This window comes from Paenibacillus sp. S25, from assembly GCF_019454085.1.
Lineage (GTDB): Bacteria > Bacillota > Bacilli > Paenibacillales > Paenibacillaceae > Paenibacillus > Paenibacillus polymyxa_B.
Genome location: NZ_CP073683.1, coordinates 5,239,464 through 5,257,361, shown reverse-complemented (window position 1 = coordinate 5,257,361; position 17,898 = coordinate 5,239,464). Strand labels below are relative to the sequence as shown.

Annotated in this window: 13 protein-coding genes and 1 rRNA gene; 13 read left to right on the top strand and 1 reads right to left on the bottom strand. The window is 43.5% G+C overall.

The window, feature by feature from the left end; all coding sequences use genetic code 11:
* Positions 1 to 24 precede the first annotated feature (24 nt).
* A complete protein-coding gene (locus KAI37_RS23110; RefSeq protein WP_076294082.1) occupies positions 25 to 1,125 on the top strand; it encodes an acyltransferase family protein in 1,101 nt (366 codons plus the stop codon).
* 70 nt (positions 1,126 to 1,195) lie between these two features.
* Here KAI37_RS23110 and KAI37_RS23105 read toward each other — a convergent pair whose 3' ends face one another.
* Positions 1,196 to 3,070 (bottom strand): hypothetical protein, encoded by a 1,875-nt coding sequence (locus KAI37_RS23105; protein ID WP_220030275.1) that lies wholly within the window; start codon positions 3,068 to 3,070, stop codon positions 1,196 to 1,198.
* An 83-nt stretch (positions 3,071 to 3,153) separates the two neighbouring features.
* On the opposite strand from KAI37_RS23105, the gene rfbC reads away from it, so the two are divergent.
* The 12 genes from rfbC (at position 3,154) to KAI37_RS23045 (ending at position 17,896) form a co-directional block, all read left to right on the top strand.
* Complete coding sequence (gene rfbC, locus KAI37_RS23100) at positions 3,154 to 3,699, top strand: dTDP-4-dehydrorhamnose 3,5-epimerase (protein WP_220030274.1); 546 nt, start codon at positions 3,154 to 3,156, stop codon at positions 3,697 to 3,699.
* A 26-nt stretch (positions 3,700 to 3,725) separates the two neighbouring features.
* Entirely contained in the window at positions 3,726 to 4,745 is a 1,020-nt protein-coding gene (rfbB, locus tag KAI37_RS23095; RefSeq protein WP_220030272.1) for a dTDP-glucose 4,6-dehydratase, read from the top strand.
* Position 4,746: 1 nt separating this feature from the next.
* The gene (gene rfbD / locus KAI37_RS23090; protein WP_220030271.1) at positions 4,747 to 5,619 is read left to right on the top strand and encodes a dTDP-4-dehydrorhamnose reductase; all 873 of its coding nucleotides are present in this window, start codon (positions 4,747 to 4,749) and stop codon (positions 5,617 to 5,619) included.
* Between the two features lie 100 nt (positions 5,620 to 5,719).
* Positions 5,720 to 6,721 carry a glycosyltransferase family 2 protein gene (locus KAI37_RS23085; RefSeq protein WP_345945613.1) on the top strand — a complete coding sequence of 334 codons (1,002 nt, stop codon included), beginning with the start codon at positions 5,720 to 5,722 and terminating at the stop codon, positions 6,719 to 6,721.
* A 185-nt stretch (positions 6,722 to 6,906) separates the two neighbouring features.
* A complete protein-coding gene (locus KAI37_RS26835; RefSeq protein ID WP_219727884.1) occupies positions 6,907 to 6,999 on the top strand; it encodes a putative holin-like toxin in 93 nt (30 codons plus the stop codon).
* 371 nt (positions 7,000 to 7,370) lie between these two features.
* Positions 7,371 to 8,279: a glycosyltransferase family 2 protein gene (locus KAI37_RS23075; protein WP_220030270.1), complete on the top strand. Its 909-nt coding sequence runs from the start codon at positions 7,371 to 7,373 to the stop codon at positions 8,277 to 8,279.
* Entirely contained in the window at positions 8,276 to 9,676 is a 1,401-nt protein-coding gene (locus KAI37_RS23070; RefSeq protein WP_076294088.1) for an undecaprenyl-phosphate glucose phosphotransferase, read from the top strand. The genes KAI37_RS23075 and KAI37_RS23070 overlap by 4 nt, the downstream gene beginning before the upstream one ends.
* 105 nt (positions 9,677 to 9,781) lie before the next feature.
* The gene (locus KAI37_RS23065; protein ID WP_076294089.1) at positions 9,782 to 10,654 is read left to right on the top strand and encodes a phosphatidylinositol-specific phospholipase C/glycerophosphodiester phosphodiesterase family protein; all 873 of its coding nucleotides are present in this window, start codon (positions 9,782 to 9,784) and stop codon (positions 10,652 to 10,654) included.
* A 144-nt stretch (positions 10,655 to 10,798) separates the two neighbouring features.
* Complete coding sequence (gene pcrB / locus KAI37_RS23060) at positions 10,799 to 11,491, top strand: heptaprenylglyceryl phosphate synthase (protein ID WP_481856564.1); 693 nt, start codon at positions 10,799 to 10,801, stop codon at positions 11,489 to 11,491.
* Positions 11,492 to 11,532: 41 nt separating this feature from the next.
* Positions 11,533 to 13,857 (top strand): DNA helicase PcrA, encoded by a 2,325-nt coding sequence (gene pcrA / locus KAI37_RS23055; protein ID WP_076294096.1) that lies wholly within the window; start codon positions 11,533 to 11,535, stop codon positions 13,855 to 13,857.
* Positions 13,858 to 13,946: 89 nt separating this feature from the next.
* Positions 13,947 to 15,962, top strand: coding sequence for an NAD-dependent DNA ligase LigA (gene ligA / locus KAI37_RS23050; protein ID WP_076294091.1), 2,016 nt, complete (start codon positions 13,947 to 13,949; stop codon positions 15,960 to 15,962).
* Positions 15,963 to 16,340: 378 nt separating this feature from the next.
* A 16S ribosomal RNA gene (locus KAI37_RS23045) occupies positions 16,341 to 17,896 on the top strand.
* Positions 17,897 to 17,898 lie beyond the last annotated feature (2 nt).

The window sequence follows — 17,898 nt, the reverse complement described above, 5'->3', positions numbered from 1 at the left end:
AATTAAGAAAGCGAGACTGTTTAAATGCAAATTGTGAATGCTCTTCCAACTAGAATAAAGTGGGTGGATGTACTAAAGGGATTGGCAATTATTTTCTTAGTTTTCTCACATTTGGTGCCTCATGGTTTTAAAGAGAATGAGATGATGGATAAGAGCTTTATTATAGGCTATTTTTATTCCTTCCATATGCCTCTTTTCTTTTTTGCTTCTGGGTTTACTTCTAATTTTCAGAAGTATAAGTTTAGTAGTTTTTTGTGGTCTAAAATCAAAACAATTCTTTTACCATATACGACTCTTTATATATGCTCATTATTGTATTTTGGTTGGATGCATTGGATGGGGATTGTCGGAACGCTTGATCCAATGGTTGTTATTGAAACTTTTTTATATGCAGATGGAAATCACTTGAGTATTCTAAATATGTCACTTTGGTTCCTACCTTGTCTCTTCTTAGCCCAGATCATTTCGTACTTAGTCTTGAAAATTTCGTCTAAAAGAAGTTATATGTATGTATTTTGGATATTGCTAACCATACTTGGTGCATTCTTAAGTAAGCTTGACACACATGCACTTCCTTGGTCATTTGGCACGTCAATTAATGCAGCGTCTTTAATTATTTGTGGTTATATATTCAAGTTGAATGAACAATATTTTATTGAAAAAATCAGAATTAACAAACCATATTTTGCTTACGTGGCAGGTTTCCTGGGTCTTTTATTATTTTTAATAAATGATAAACCAGGCATGTCAGGGAATTACTATGGACATAATTATGTATTATTTTATCTGTCAGTGTTGGCTAGTTTAATATTTTATATATACGTATCCAAAAAAATAGAGTCATCTAGCTTGCTGTCTTATTTTGGTAAAAATTCTTTAATTATATTTGGTCTGCATGGTTTAATACTTAGCTTCTGGGAGAATGTGAATTTTTACGAGAAGTTTTCTGTTAAAACAAATATGTATTTAGACGGTATTTCATTTGTTGTTATTTCCACCTTACTTGTCTTCTTAAGTTGTATTCTTTTTATTGAACTATTTAATAGATTCTTACCTTTCCTGATTGGCAAAAAATTTAGTTTTGGCAGTTCTAAAACAACGACTATTCCTTATAAGAATGCTTGATAATTAACTTACAAAAAAGCCCCCGATTTTTTTTGAGGGCTTTTTTGTATGCATCGACATCTGTATTGAATTAGAAAAGATCTGGATTATCAGGGTATACTTTTTTAAATTGTGAACGTATAAGTTCAATTTTTTCTTTCGTGATGGATGATGTCTTTTTCAAGACTATGGCTTTTACGCTATTATCAAGAGTATAGCTCTTTAAAGGTATATAATTATTTTTAAGAGATCCGTTCATCACCTCTTCTGCGAGTATACCTACAACTTTTTGACCACTTTCACCTAAATGGTATTGTGTAGGTGATGCGATCACGACATAATCGGACTCAAAAAACGACACTGGAAAGCCATCTCTTAAATCAACGTGATGGGTCAGATTCATAAACGGAAGAGCGTTGCTATTGTCAGGCATTTCAATCTGTCTAAGTATGTCATCATTAAGAATTCCAGAGCTGGACAGAACATATACTTTATGCTGCTCTGATGAGATCTCCTTAAGATAAGCCGTTAATTGTTTTAAAACAGGTATATCCGTTCTTACTCTAGGTGTTTGTTTAAAGTCACTGAATAAAGAAGAAAAATAGGTAACAGGCCGTGCATTTACATTAGTGAATGTTACCAAGAAATTACAAGCGACTAAATAAACTAGAATAACTAAGAAAACATTTTTTGCATACTTTATCTTGGACAAATAGTTTAGAATAAGAATAACGCCACAAATAAATAGAATTAATACGTTCACTGTAAGAAGATAATAATGCTGAGAAGCTAAGCTTTGAATTCTTGTAAAAAGAAAGTACGTAATAAATAAGTTCGTAACTAGAAAGATTGATATATACCTAGTTTTACTCATAAATAACAAGCCTATGCAACCAACAAGAGCTATCAGAAAAATGAAGGCACCATAATGATAAAATAAATTCTGTAAGTTACTTAAGACATCACCAAAATAATAAGCTGAGTAGGCGTTTTTAAAGTTATTGGTTAGGGCTCTTTGAATAAATTCATTGAAGAATATAATAAGAAATAATGTGCTTGAAGATCCTATAATGAAAAAATTTAAAATAACCTGCAAGAGCTGTTTGAAGCGAAACTCTTTTTCTAGGATCCATTTGAACAAAAAAGCGATACTGATCGAGCCAAAAAGAGATACGATCCAGAACCCATACCATCTTCTTGTGAATGTTAGTAATACCAAGCAAGCTGCTAAGAGTAAAACTGCTTTTAAATTTAAGCGTTCAAAATCATTATTAAATAAGATAACAAGGGACAAGCAAATAAAAATAAGTCCTATAGAATCCAGATATCCACCTAACATAGGAGCTATCATAATTGGAAAGGTAAATGTAAGTACAAAGATCATAAAGACGTTCAACTTTGTGTTTAACTGGATTTGATCGGCAATCTTGATACATAATAAGAAAAGTATCAAACAAGAAGGGTACAAGAAGCAGGTATAGATTGCCAAGACATAGCTCATGTAGCTTGTACCTAAGAACTTTAATGGTAAAGAGAGAAAGACTGTTGGGAAAACGGAATAATCGTCTCTTAAAATGCTTGCATAGATTTGTTTAGATGCTGCTATAAAATCTGTACTTAAAAGGTTATTAAATTGTATGGATGTATTCCAATAGGCTGAAAAGTCCCAATAATAAATGAAATGTTCCCTTTGAAGGAAGGAGTAAATGAATATTATCCCAACTAGATAACCGCCAAAAGCTAGGTATTGCACCATTATTTCTTTCTTGGCATATGTTAAGATACCACTAATGTGTAAAATGTATGTAGCACCTATGACAAACGACTGCGCAATATTTAGACCGAATAATATGGAAATATAGTAAGAATCGACTTTAAACAGTATTAGAATCGGGATAAGTAGCCACATCAAAACCAAATAGGACCAAACAAAATTTTTATTAACTCTCGATAAATTCAAAAGCATATTCCCTCCCAATATAGTGTGCTTATTAATTTTATAGTAATCATAAATGAAAGTATATACTCAAGATGTTGGAGGTTTCGTGAATGATAATAAAGGAAGTACTTTCAGGTGCAAAAATCATTGAACCCGTGATTCATGGTGATCACCGTGGTTTCTTTATGGAAAGTTACAATGAACAAATCATGAAAGAAAACGGAATAGACCATGTTTTTATTCAGGATAACCAATCCTTGTCTGCAGAAGCTGGTGTGATTCGGGGCTTGCATTACCAACTTAATCCTAAAGCGCAGACCAAACTCATTCGTGTGCTTTCTGGAGCTATCTACGATGTGATTTTGGATATTCGTAAAAGTTCTCCAACATTCGGTCAATGGGTTGGGGTAATCTTAAGCGAGCATAATAGACGTCAGCTACTGGTGCCTAAGGGGTTTGCTCATGGGTTCTGTACGCTTGTTCCTAATACTCAAGTGCTGTATAAGGTAGACGAGTATTATTCACCTGAAAATGATCGTGGAATTCTGTGGAATGATCCTGCACTAGGGATTGATTGGCCCACTTCTCATGCTATTCTTTCAGAGAAGGATCAGAAGCATCCAGCACTGGGCGATGCAGACATTAATTTTGATTAGACGAATATAAGATTTAGGAGGTCTGTATGAAACTTCTTGTCACCGGCGGTGCCGGATTTATAGGTAGTAACTTTGTATTGTATATGTTAAAACACCATCCAGATTATGAAATTGTAAATATAGATGCTCTCACCTATGCAGGTAATCTGGAAAATTTGAAATCCATTGAAAATAACCCCAAACATAGCTTCATCAAAGTAGATATTACCGACGCACAAGCGATTGACCAGCTGATGCAGCAGGGAATTGATGTGGTGGTTAATTTTGCAGCGGAGTCACATGTGGATCGGAGTATTTTGGAACCGGAAGTGTTTGTGAAAACAAATGTATTGGGTACGCAAGTGCTACTGGACGCAACCAAGAAATATAACGTGGCCAAGTTTGTACAGGTATCAACAGATGAGGTGTACGGTTCTCTGGGAGAAACAGGATTGTTTACGGAGGAAACTCCGTTGCAGCCTAATAGTCCTTATTCTGCATCCAAGGCAGGTGGCGATCTGCTAGTTCGTGCATATCATGAAACCTTCGGTTTACCAGTGAATATCACGCGCTGTTCTAACAACTATGGTCCATACCAGTTTCCTGAAAAATTGATCCCGCTAATGATCTCTCGTGCACTGAGCGATCAACAGCTACCAGTATACGGGGATGGCTTGAACATTCGCGATTGGTTGTATGTAGAGGATCATTGCAGCGCAATTGACCTGGTCATTCATCAGGGTAAACTGGGTGAAGTATACAATATCGGGGGGAATAACGAGCGGACAAATGTGCATATCGTCAAAACGGTATTGGAGGAGCTGGGCAAGCCAGAATCTCTGATTTCGTATGTGCAGGATCGTCCAGGTCATGACCGCCGTTATGGTATTGATCCAACGAAGACGATGAATGAGTTGGGCTGGAAGCCAAAGCACTCTTTTGAAACCGGCATTAAAGAAACGATTCGCTGGTATTTAGACAACGAAGAATGGTGGACTCGCATTCAATCTGGCGAATATCAACAATACTATGCAAAGCAGTATGGTTCCCGCTTGGGGGATGCTTAGAATGAAGGTATTGGTTACTGGAGCATCCGGCCAACTTGGTAAAGACGTAGTAAAGGTTTTTCAGGAGCAAGGACATCATGTCCTTGGTTACGATCGGGAACAATTAGATATCACGGATTTGCAGCAGACCGTGAAGATTGTAGGACAATATCAACCTGACGCCGTAATCCACTGTGCAGCGTATACGGCTGTGGATGCAGCAGAGACTGATATAGACGGGGCTTATCAAGTCAACGCGGCAGGTACACGTAATATGGCACTGGCTACGGAAAAGGTTGGAGCCAAGCTGGTTTATATCAGCACAGATTATGTTTTCGATGGAACGGCAAAAGAGCCATATCATGAGTACGATAATACCAATCCGCAGAGTATCTATGGAAAGTCCAAACGGGCAGGAGAGGTATTGACCCAAACACTTTCCTCCAGGTATTTTATCGTTCGCACATCTTGGGTATATGGATTGTACGGGAACAATTTTGTCAAAACGATGCTGAAGCTTGGTCAGGAGAAGCCGCTCCTGCAGGTGGTGAATGATCAGAAGGGTTCACCTACCTATACAGTGGATTTGGCACGTTTTTTGGCGGAATTGATTCAAACGGAGAAGTATGGCGTATACCATGCATCCAATAGTGGCTCCTGTACCTGGTATGAATTTACGCAAGCTATTTTACAGGATGCGGCGGAAATATTAGATGCCAAGATCACAGCGAAATTGGAGCCGTGCAGCACAGAGCAATTCCCCAGACCGGCAGCGCGGCCACTTAATTCTGTTATGGAGCATATAGCGATCCGAACCAACGGGTTAAATGATTTGCGCGATTGGCGTGAGGGATTGCGTGATTTTTTGCGGGAGTATCTTAGTAAACCCGAGTAAATAAAACCTTATTATAAATATCAACAATCTCCCATCAGTTCATGATTGGGAGATTTTATTATATTAAAGCCTATGTTGATTAAGGTCGCTGAGCATTATAATGTATAAGCAGATGGAACCTAGTGCCCCACTATTACACATTTTAAAGAAGGAGGTCATTACTCTGAACAGACCTAACATACAAATTTTATTGTCTACATATAATGGAGCAGCTTATTTAGATGAGCAAATAGAAAGTCTCATAAATCAAAAAGACGTAGAAGTTCAGATCCTAATTCGTGATGATGGCTCGACAGATGATACGGTTGCCAAGTTGAGAGCGCTGAAGCAACGTTATCCTCAACAGATTATTTTATGCCTCGAGAGCAATGTAGGGGTTATTAGAAGCTTTTTTGATTTGATTCAAAGATCGTCTGAGACATTCGACTATTACGCTTTTTGTGATCAGGATGATGTGTGGATGCCGAACAAACTTGCTCAGGCTGTGGCTCATCTCAGGGATCAGGATGGGAGCCGGCCGCTGATGTACTGTTCTGCTACACAAATGGTCTCTCAAACATTGGAACCACTTAAAGTATGGCCAGCTGGCATCCCCCGACCTGTATCCTTCTATAATGCTCTTATTGAGAATGTGTGTGTAGGTTGTACCATGGTGATCAATACAGAAACCCTCCAGCTCGTGAAAAAGAGAATTCCGACTTCTTTGGATAACATTATTATGCATGACTGGTGGATTTACTTATGCACCTCCTCTTTTGGTAAGGTTGTTTTTGACCCCGAGCCGTCCATTTGGTATCGGCAGCATCAAAACAATGTGCTGGGAGGTTCTACCGATGGCTGGGTTAGCAAGTGGAGGAAAAGACTAAGTAGATTTTTAAAAGGAAAAAATCGCTATATTTTAAGCAAACAAGCCCAGCAATTTATTCAACTTTATGAACAAGACATGTCTCCTCAAATGTATAAAGATATGGATCAATTCCTGGACTGCTACCAAAAGGGCGTAATTTCTCGTATGAAATATATTTGGCAGTCCCCATTTTATAGGCAGTCACGGTTGGACAACTGGATTTATAAGTTGGTTTTCATAATGAGGAAGTTATAGAGGTATGGAAAGAAAAAATATTGAAACTTTTTTCCATATATGAGCGTCAAATAGTCAAAGGTGCAAATGAATACTAGATAAAATACCATCGAATGCGTGTTCCTTTATGGAAAAATATAGTATAATTGAAACGTGCAACCGATAGAGCTGGCAAGGGCGGTCGGCTAACTCTCCCGAGGAGGGGGGTGAAGCCTGTGACAGTGTTTGAGGCGCTCAGTTTAATGCTGACGTTCGGGGCGTTAATCGTCACACTGTTAGAGTTTAACAAACGAAAATAGACCGCCCCCGCAAGGAAGGGTCTATTTTCGGCCTGATTGTTCCAAAACCGTCCGCTCTTGGAGCGTTGGTTGCGCAGGGGCTGGCTGGCACCAGCCCTTTTTCCATGTATATCTTACCACGATGAATTTTAGACCTCAACCGAGGATTTTACAAAAATCTAATAAACGACTTCCAATGAACAATATATAGTTTGAAATGGTTTCGTTTGTCTATATTTGCCCTTTGGAGCGACAGGAATCGAATTTTGTGAAATTCTACTAACTATGTAAGGTTACAAGTTATGTGCTTTTTTGCGCCCCGTGGTCTGTGCGGTATGCTATAATAGGCGATAGTAGAATAGATTACTGAATTTGTCAGGAGCGTTTTAAATATGGATGTAAGCATACTGGTCGTCAACTATAATACGTGTCGATTGACGCTGGATTGTTTGCAGTCGGTGTATGCGTCAAAGTCGCAGTACCGATATGAAGTGATTGTTATTGATAATCACTCCAGTGACGGATCTGTTGAGGCTATTCGTGCTGCATACCCGGAGATTACGTTGATAGCCAACAAGGATAATACAGGTTTTGCCAAGGCAAACAACCAGGGGATGGAAGTAGCTAGCGGGCGTTATGTATTGTTATTGAATTCCGATACGTTGGTGCAACCGGACACGCTGGATACAATGCTTCAGTTTATGGATACGCATCCGGAGATGGGGGCATCGGGCTGCAAGGTCATCTTGCCGGATGGATCATTAGACAAGGCTTGTAAGCGAGGATTTCCAACGCCGTCAGCTTCTTTTTACTACGCTTTCGGCTGGTCGAAGCGTTACCCGGATAACCCGAAGTACAATCAATATCAGCTTGGGCATCTAAGCCCGGACGATGAGTATCCTGTAGATGTACTGGTAGGTGCTTTTATGCTGGTGCGCCGGGAGACGATTGACCAGGTCGGGGGTTTGGACGAAACCTTTTTTATGTATGGTGAGGATATTGACTGGTGTTACCGGATTAAGCAAGCCGGGTGGGGCATTTACTACTATCCGCGCACATATATTATTCATATCAAAGGGGGCAGCGCTCGCCGTCGTCCTTTGAAAATTATTTATGAGTTTCATAGAGCAATGTGGGTATTTCATCGTAAGCATTATAAACAGCAATACAGTTGGATCACCAATATGGCTGTATATGCGGGAATTACCGTGAAATTTGGAATGGCCTTTCTAAAAAATAAGTTGTCCACACCGGTCAAGCCAGACGGCGGGGAACAATCTCGTACTGAGGTGAAAGCATGATACGCAGAAATCAGCGTTTTTTAACCCAATTATATATTGTGGCGGATTTCGCGGTCATTCAGTTGTCCTTTCTGATCGCTTGGTTTTTCAAATTTGAAAGTGAATGGATCACCTATAAAGAACCGCTTCCTATTCAAGTATATGGAGGATGGAGCTTAATCTACGGCCTGATTGCTGTAGTGTTGGGGATGTTATTCTCGCTCTATTCGCCCAAACGCAAAAAACGGTTTGCAGATGACGTATTCCGCGTCACCCAGATTCATATCGTTGGCCTGTTCGTGCTGTTGAGTGTGATGTTCTTCGTGAAGCAAATCGACATTTCGCGTTCTTATCTGGCAATCTATATGCTTGGAAACGTGCTGCTTATTTTGTTTTACCGATTTTTTTTGAAGCAAGTTCTTAAAGCTCTCCGTCAAAAAGGATACAACAAGCAGTTCATGCTTATTCTCGGGGCTGGTACTCTAGGCCAACGATTTTATCATAATCTTGGACAGTATCCTGATTTAGGATATGAAGTAGTAGGATTTCTGGATGATAAGCGGCATTGGAGTGAAGAGGAAGAGGCACATTTCCGCCCGATTCTTGGAGGCTTAGATCAATTGGAGGCTACGCTGTCGCGTCTGATGATTGACGAGGTCATTCTGGCGCTCCCGCTGGATGCTCATGATAAGTACCCCAAGATTATCAACATGTGTGAAAAGGCTGGAGTGCGCACGCTTATAATCCCCGACTTTTTCGATTATTTGCCGGCTCGCCCGTACTTTGATAACTTTGCAGGTATGCCGATGATCAATGTACGGGATATTCCACTGGATGTGGCGGGGAATCGATTGTTTAAGCGTCTGTTCGATATTTTATTCTCTTTATTCGCGATTCTCCTGACCTCTCCGATCATGCTGGCAGTGGCGATTGGTGTGATGATTACATCCAGAGGGCCAATCATTTTTAAGCAGGAGCGGGTAGGCTTGAACCGTCGCACCTTCCGAATGTACAAATTTCGTTCGATGAAGGTGCTGCCCCCTGGAACTGAAGATACGGGCTGGACGACTGCTAATGACCCAAGACGCACACGTTTTGGTACTTTTATTCGTAAAACGAGTCTCGACGAGCTGCCGCAATTTTTCAACGTTCTGCTTGGTGATATGAGTGTCGTTGGTCCACGCCCAGAACGACCCTATTATGTGGATCAGTTCCGTGAGGAAATTCCAAAATACATGGTGAAGCATCATGTTCGTCCCGGAATCACAGGCTGGGCACAGAGCAACGGGTTGCGTGGAGATACATCTATTGAGGAACGGATTAAGCATGACATTTTCTATATTGAGAACTGGTCGCTCTTATTCGATATTAAAATTATTTTCCGTACGATTCGCAATGGTTTCAAGAACGCGTATTAATCCAGAGTCACCCTTCGGTTAGCCGGAGGGTGTTTTTGCGTCTGGCAGTTGTTTTGAGTATGCGTATGTGGGGTATTGACCTGTACGAAAAGGATGTGACACCCTATGAAACGATTGATTGCTACGGTCATTCTTTTAATGTTAATCGGCACGTTTTTACTGGCTTACAAAGGGCAATCTACAGAAGAACATACTGGCTTTACCACGCACCGCGTGATTTCGCATGCCATGGGAGCTGTTGATGGTTTGGCCTATACTAATGCGCGTGAAGCGTTTGTGGAAAATTATAAAAAAGGCAGCCGCGTATTCGAGGTCGACCTGATGTTTACTTCGGATGGACAATTGGTGGCGCGCCATGAATGGACAGAATCTTTTATAGAGCAAATGCAACAGGAACACGCAGTTGCTACAGAACAGGGCGGAAAACCTTGGAGCTATCACCAATTTAAGAACACACCCATACACGGTTCCTATACCCCAGTAGATTGGAAGGATGTATTGGATTTATTGGAAACATACCCGGATGCTTATATTGTGACCGATACGAAAGAACAGGACCCTGCCCAAATCAAACAGTTGTTTGCACAACTGACCCGTCAGGCACAGGAGAAAAACCCCAAGCTTTTGTCCCGTATTGTTCCTCAAATTTACAATGAAGAAATGCTGCAAACGTTGCGGAGTATTTATCCCTATCCATCCGTTATTTATACGCTCTATGCCACAGAGGATAAAGATGACCAAATCGTTCGATTTGTACAACAAAATGATATAACGGCAGTAACTTTACCAGAGAATCGGGTGAGTGGTACTTTAGTGGAAAGTTTGCGCCAGGCAGGAGCAGTGTGCTACGTAAATACCATTAATGAGTTGAAGGATGCGGCTGAGTATGAACAGATGGGTGTGCGAGGTTTCTATACAGATATTTTAACGGAAAAAGAACTTAGTAAACGCAGTTGGTTGTATGCGCTACGACCATGAGTAGTCTGAACGGGGTGTTCCCATTTGATACGAACATTGACACCTTTTAAGCACTGTCATAGACTTAGCATAGAACGCTTTTGGATATTGGAATTCGGCTCGACTGGATCATGACAAAAGCAATGGATGCTGGAGGAATGTGTGTTGGCAGATTCAATTCAATCATGGAAGCATGTGTTTAAGCTTGATCCTGACAAGGAACTGGATGATGAGGCACTTGACGCCGTGTGTATGTCTGGTACGGACGCCATTATGGTAGGAGGTTCATCGGGCGTAACCTATGAAAATACGGTGGATTTGCTGTCACGGGTTCGGCGTTATGAGGTGCCGTGTGTGCTTGAGGTGTCCGATCTGGAGGCTGTAGTGCCAGGGTTTGATCTATATATGATTCCCATGGTACTGAATACCGCTGACAGTAATTGGATTCTAGGGCAGCACCAACGTGCGATTGAACAGTTTGGTTATATGATCCCGTGGGATTTGCTTGTGGCGGAAGGATATATTGTTTTGAACGGTGATTCTACGGTCGCTAAGCTTACCGGAGCAGATACTTCGCTGGGTGCTTCATCTGCGGCCTCGTATGCACAGATTGCTGACAAGCTCATGCATCTGCCGATTGTATATGTGGAATATAGCGGTGCTTTTGGGGATATGGAGCTGGTGCAAAAAATACATCGCAGTACGGAGCGCTCTCGTGTCCTATACGGAGGAGGAATCGTGGATAAATCTACCGCGTTACAAGCGGCTGCTGTTTGTGACACCATTGTAGTAGGTAACATCATTTATCGTGATTTGGCGAAGGCGCTGGAGACGATAGCTGTGAAATTGGAAGTATAGAACGTGAATTTATGGAAGCTCAGGGAAAGGAGCATGCACGCATGCAATCAATAGATATACACGAGGCGGTAGCTCGCCTTAATCCGCCTCAGCGTCAGGCTGTGGAGGCGGTAGATGGTCCGCTGCTGATTATGGCTGGCGCAGGCAGTGGTAAAACACGGGTGCTCACGCACCGAATAGCTTACCTCATCGCGACCCGCAAGACGGCTCCATGGGGCATTTTGGCGATTACCTTTACGAACAAGGCTGCGCGTGAAATGCAAGATCGCGTATCCAAGCTGATTGGCCCGCAGGGGAGAGATGTGTGGGTATCCACCTTCCACTCGATGTGTGTGCGTATTTTGCGTCGGGATATCGAGCGGATTGGCTTCACCTCCAATTTCAGCATTTTGGATTCTACGGATCAATTGTCTGTCATTCGGAGCTGCATGAAGGATCTGAATATAGACACCAAAAAGTTTGAACCCAAAGCGGTTCAGTCTATGATGAGTACGGCTAAAAATGAACTGGTCACTCCCGAAATGTATGAGCGCAAGATTGGCGACTATTTTGAGGGGATTGTGGCGAAGGTATATACCAAGTACCAACAACGGCTTAAAAACAACAACTCTCTTGATTTTGATGATTTGATCATGGCAACGATTCAGCTCTTTAAAGAAGTACCTGAGGTACTGGATTTCTACCAGAAAAAATTTCAATACATTCATGTTGATGAATATCAGGATACGAACCGTGCGCAGTACATGCTGTGCAAAATGCTGGCCGACAAGCATCACCGGATTTGCGTAGTAGGTGACAGTGACCAATCCATCTATCGGTGGAGGGGTGCGGATATTAGCAACATTTTGAACTTTGAAGAGGACTACCCGGAAGCGCGTACCATTTTGCTGGAGCAGAACTACCGGTCCACCTCGAATATTCTCAATGCTGCCAACGAAGTAATTGGTCAAAATACAGGCCGCAAGCCGAAAAAACTATGGACTGACAAAGAAGGTGGCGCCAAGATTAAAGTTTATCGTGCTGACTCTGAGCATGATGAGGGCTACTTTATCGCTTCCGAAATTCATAAGAATATTAATGCAGGCAAAACCTATAGCCATCATGCCATTTTGTACCGTACGAATGCTCAGTCTCGGGTTGTCGAGGAAATTTTGATTAAATCGGATATTCCTTACCAGATCGTGGGCGGTATCAAGTTCTATGATCGTAAAGAAATTAAGGATTTGCTGGCGTATCTTCGCCTGCTCTCCAATCCTGACGACGACATCAGCTTGATCCGAATTATTAATGTGCCAAAACGAAGCATCGGAGACACAACCGTCGGCAAATTGCAGGCAGCTGCAGCGGAACGTGGAGTTTCGATTTTCCGTGTCCTTCAAGTTGTAGACGATTTGGGCTTTGCAGGACGTACGCGCAATGCGTTGGTCGAGTTTTACGATATGATCGAAGGTTTAAGTCGGATGGTAGACTACCTGTCGGTTACCGAGTTAACAGAAAAAATGCTGGAAACCACCCAATATCGATTGGAGCTGCAAAACGAGAATACACTCGAGTCACGCTCGCGTTTGGAGAATATTGATGAGTTCCTGTCGGTAACCATGGAATTTGAAAAAGGAGCGGAAGACAAGTCACTCGTCTCCTTCCTGACCGACCTTGCTCTGATTGCCGATATTGATTCCATGAATGACGATGAAGAAGAGCAAAGCGATGCGGTTGTATTGATGACCATGCATAGCGCCAAAGGACTGGAGTTTCCTATCGTATTTATTGTCGGTATGGAGGAGGGAGTATTCCCTCATAGTCGTGCCTTTTTGGATAACGAAGAGCTAGAGGAGGAGCGCAGATTGGCGTATGTCGGGATTACCCGTGCAGAGGAGCAACTGTTCCTTACATGCGCGCAGATGCGCACTTTGTTTGGCCGCACCACAGCTAACCCGCCTTCCCGCTTTCTCGAAGAGATTCCGGATGAGTTAAAAGAGGATACGATCATTAAACGTGACCGCTACCGCCGTTCAGGCAATGTAGGCGGATCTTATGGTGGGCGCGGACTGAATAAAGGTAGTGGTAGCAACTTTGGTGGAGAACGCTCGTTTGATACGATGAGCCGTAGTGGTTCGTCCGCTTCGGCGTCACCCCGCGTAACAGTAACGACATCTTCATCCGCGAAAGCAACTCCGGTTGCTTCGGCAGGAGGCCCCTCCATTTTTGCTGCTGGAGACAAGGTACAGCATGGCAAATGGGGAATTGGAACCATTGTCGCTGTAAAAGGGACGGGTAATGATATGGAGCTTCAAATTGCTTTCCCGGCTCCAGTAGGGGTTAAACGACTGCTGGCTGGCTTTGCACCAATTACAAAAGTAGAATAAATCTCAAACATCATTAAATCTCGAACCTCATGAGTGGCAGCTTGGCTTAGGCCTCTGCCCTGATGAAGTTCCCGGAGGGATACGCCTGCATGAACCCAATGCACAGGATGGAGCAGCTTGTTGCTGAACTGAACACATATAACTATCATTACTACACACTGGATGAACCCAAGATCAGCGACAAAGAATATGATGTGCTTTATGACGAACTGGTAGCGCTTGAACAGACGAGCGGTCTTGTGCTGCCGGATTCGCCGACACAGCGTGTGGGTGGGGAGTTACTCAAAGGTTTCACACCGCATCGCCACCTTGCCCCATTATGGAGCCTTGATAAAGCTCAGAATATGGAACAGCTGCGTGCATGGAATGCGCGTGTTGTGAAGCTGGTTAATGATTACAATACCAAGAACCCGGAGAAACCTTTGCCATCTCCAGGCTATGCGATAGAACTTAAATTCGATGGACTGACGCTGAACCTAACGTATACTGATGGACAGCTGGTACAGGCTTCTACCCGCGGTAATGGCGTGGTGGGTGAGGGAATACTGGCACAGGTGAAGACGATTAAATCCGTGCCACTTACAATTCCTTTTCGAAATGGAACAATTGAAGTACAGGGAGAAGGGATAATGAATCTCTCTGTATTGTCCAAATATAATGAGACTGCCGTGGACCCTCTTAAAAATGCACGCAACGCCGCAGCTGGCGCTTTGCGTAACTTGAATCCCAAAGTGACAGCAGAGCGGCGCTTGAATGCATTTTTCTACAATGTGGGATATGCAGATCGTATCCAGTTTAACAGCCACCAGGAAATGATGACTTTCCTGCGTGAAAATCATTTTAAGGTAAACCCTTACCTGACTTACTTTGATAATTTTGAAGATGTAATGGAGCAACTGATTGAGATTGAAGAATCTCGTGCCGGATTGGATTACCTCATTGATGGGGCAGTATTGAAAATTACAGATATGCGCACACGTGAGGCTCTCGGGTATACCGATAAATTCCCACGCTGGGCTGTGGCATATAAGTTCGAAGCTGAGGAAACAACTACAGTGCTTAACTCGGTTGAGTGGAATGTAGGACGAACCGGTAAAATCACCCCACTCGCAAGGGTAGAGCCGGTAGAGCTGGCGGGAGTCACTGTACAAAATTGTACACTGAACAATGCTGGTGACATCGAGCGCAAAAACCTGAAGTTTGCATTGGGTGCACGTGTGTTTATCCGTCGCTCAAACGATGTCATTCCGGAGATATTAGGAAAGGTAACGTCTGAGAACGACGGGGAGGAAATTGTCGTACCAGATCATTGTCCAGCCTGCGGGTTTCCGTTGCAGCAGCGAGGTGCCCATTTGTTTTGCGACAATAAGCTGGGGTGTAAACCACAAATTGTGGCTCGTATTTCCCATTTTGCTTCACGTGATGCTATGGATATTGAGACTTTTAGTGACAAAACGGCCATACAGCTACACGACGAACTGGAAGTGCGCGAGCCTGCGGATCTGTATACACTCCAATATGATGATCTTGTGAAACTGGAGCGGTTTGGTGAGAAAAAGGCCAGTAACCTCTTAGCGGCACTAGAAAAGAGTAAAGAGAGAGATTTGGCTTCTTTCCTTTATGCTCTGGGTATACCGAATACCGGTAAAGCGACAACACGCATGTTGGCTGAGCATTACCGTGATTTGCACAAGACGATGTCCGCTACGGTAGAAGAACTGATAGAACTACCGGATGTAGGCGGGATTGTAGCCGAAAGCATTGTTGCATTCTTTGCCGATCCTTTTACTCAGGCGGGAATTGAAAAGATGCTGTCTCTAGGGGTGAAAGCTCAAGCCCCTGAAGCTCCACAGGAGAAGAAGACAGACAGCTTTTTCAGTGGAAAAACGGTCGTGCTTACAGGTACCTTGCATCAGCTTACGCGTGACGAAGCTGTATCCAAGCTGGAGGCGCTGGGAGCGAAAGTTGCGGGGTCTGTATCGAAAAAGACGGATCTAGTCATAGCTGGTGAAAAGGCTGGGAGTAAGCTAGTTAAGGCCCAACAGCTCGGAATTGACACCATAGAAGATGAGGATGAATTTATCAGACTGCTGGAACAAGAATAAATAGTTTTGCAATGAGTGCAGTCATTCCGCTCTGGGGCGGGGTGGCTGCCTTATTATCTGTTGTATCGTAGGAAATAAAATAGATATAAATAAATGCTTGCTAAATAACTTTAGGCATGATATATTATTAGACGTTGCTTTGAGAATAACATTTCTTGAAGCGAGGTTGCTGAAAAAATAATCAAAAAAAGATTTGACAAGAAAACAACTAACATGATATGATCTAATTCCTGGCTCGTTGAACGAACGAGAACAGACAAGTTCTTTGAAAACTGAACAAATGGATGATGAAATAAAGATTTCTTCTTTTATGAAGAAGAATCGCTAGCATTAAAAATGAGCTTATCGCTCTTTCTATAAACCAACTTCGGTTGGTCTTTAATGGAGAGTTTGATCCTGGCTCAGGACGAACGCTGGCGGCGTGCCTAATACATGCAAGTCGAGCGGGGTTAATTAGAAGCTTGCTTCTAATTAACCTAGCGGCGGACGGGTGAGTAACACGTAGGCAACCTGCCCACAAGACAGGGATAACTACCGGAAACGGTAGCTAATACCCGATACATCCTTTTCCTGCATGGGAGAAGGAGGAAAGACGGAGCAATCTGTCACTTGTGGATGGGCCTGCGGCGCATTAGCTAGTTGGTGGGGTAAAGGCCTACCAAGGCGACGATGCGTAGCCGACCTGAGAGGGTGATCGGCCACACTGGGACTGAGACACGGCCCAGACTCCTACGGGAGGCAGCAGTAGGGAATCTTCCGCAATGGGCGAAAGCCTGACGGAGCAACGCCGCGTGAGTGATGAAGGTTTTCGGATCGTAAAGCTCTGTTGCCAGGGAAGAACGTCTTGTAGAGTAACTGCTACAAGAGTGACGGTACCTGAGAAGAAAGCCCCGGCTAACTACGTGCCAGCAGCCGCGGTAATACGTAGGGGGCAAGCGTTGTCCGGAATTATTGGGCGTAAAGCGCGCGCAGGCGGCTCTTTAAGTCTGGTGTTTAATCCCGAGGCTCAACTTCGGGTCGCACTGGAAACTGGGGAGCTTGAGTGCAGAAGAGGAGAGTGGAATTCCACGTGTAGCGGTGAAATGCGTAGATATGTGGAGGAACACCAGTGGCGAAGGCGACTCTCTGGGCTGTAACTGACGCTGAGGCGCGAAAGCGTGGGGAGCAAACAGGATTAGATACCCTGGTAGTCCACGCCGTAAACGATGAATGCTAGGTGTTAGGGGTTTCGATACCCTTGGTGCCGAAGTTAACACATTAAGCATTCCGCCTGGGGAGTACGGTCGCAAGACTGAAACTCAAAGGAATTGACGGGGACCCGCACAAGCAGTGGAGTATGTGGTTTAATTCGAAGCAACGCGAAGAACCTTACCAGGTCTTGACATCCCTCTGATCGGTCTAGAGATAGATCTTTCCTTCGGGACAGAGGAGACAGGTGGTGCATGGTTGTCGTCAGCTCGTGTCGTGAGATGTTGGGTTAAGTCCCGCAACGAGCGCAACCCTTATGCTTAGTTGCCAGCAGGTCAAGCTGGGCACTCTAAGCAGACTGCCGGTGACAAACCGGAGGAAGGTGGGGATGACGTCAAATCATCATGCCCCTTATGACCTGGGCTACACACGTACTACAATGGCCGGTACAACGGGAAGCGAAATCGCGAGGTGGAGCCAATCCTAGAAAAGCCGGTCTCAGTTCGGATTGTAGGCTGCAACTCGCCTACATGAAGTCGGAATTGCTAGTAATCGCGGATCAGCATGCCGCGGTGAATACGTTCCCGGGTCTTGTACACACCGCCCGTCACACCACGAGAGTTTACAACACCCGAAGTCGGTGGGGTAACCCGCAAGGGAGCCAGCCGCCGAAGGTGGGGTAGATGATTGGGGTGAAGTCGTAACAAGGTAGCCGTATCGGAAGGTGCGGCTGGATCACCTCCTTTCT

Bases quoted from the DNA above. Each gene is read 5' to 3' on its own strand.
- rfbB (WP_220030272.1), top strand. From the start codon at position 3,726: ATGAAACTTCTTGTCACCGGCGGTGCCGGATTTATAGGTAGTAACTTT.
- rfbC (WP_220030274.1), top strand. From the start codon at position 3,154: ATGATAATAAAGGAAGTACTTTCAGGTGCAAAAATCATTGAACCCGTG.
- KAI37_RS23075 (WP_220030270.1), top strand. From the start codon at position 7,371: ATGGATGTAAGCATACTGGTCGTCAACTATAATACGTGTCGATTGACG.
- KAI37_RS23110 (WP_076294082.1), top strand. From the start codon at position 25: ATGCAAATTGTGAATGCTCTTCCAACTAGAATAAAGTGGGTGGATGTA.
- KAI37_RS23105 (WP_220030275.1), bottom strand. From the start codon at position 3,070: ATGCTTTTGAATTTATCGAGAGTTAATAAAAATTTTGTTTGGTCCTAT.
- KAI37_RS23070 (WP_076294088.1), top strand. From the start codon at position 8,276: ATGATACGCAGAAATCAGCGTTTTTTAACCCAATTATATATTGTGGCG.
- KAI37_RS23085 (WP_345945613.1), top strand. From the start codon at position 5,720: ATGTATAAGCAGATGGAACCTAGTGCCCCACTATTACACATTTTAAAG.
- rfbD (WP_220030271.1), top strand. From the start codon at position 4,747: ATGAAGGTATTGGTTACTGGAGCATCCGGCCAACTTGGTAAAGACGTA.
- KAI37_RS23065 (WP_076294089.1), top strand. From the start codon at position 9,782: ATGAAACGATTGATTGCTACGGTCATTCTTTTAATGTTAATCGGCACG.
- ligA (WP_076294091.1), top strand. From the start codon at position 13,947: ATGAACCCAATGCACAGGATGGAGCAGCTTGTTGCTGAACTGAACACA.
- pcrA (WP_076294096.1), top strand. From the start codon at position 11,533: ATGCAATCAATAGATATACACGAGGCGGTAGCTCGCCTTAATCCGCCT.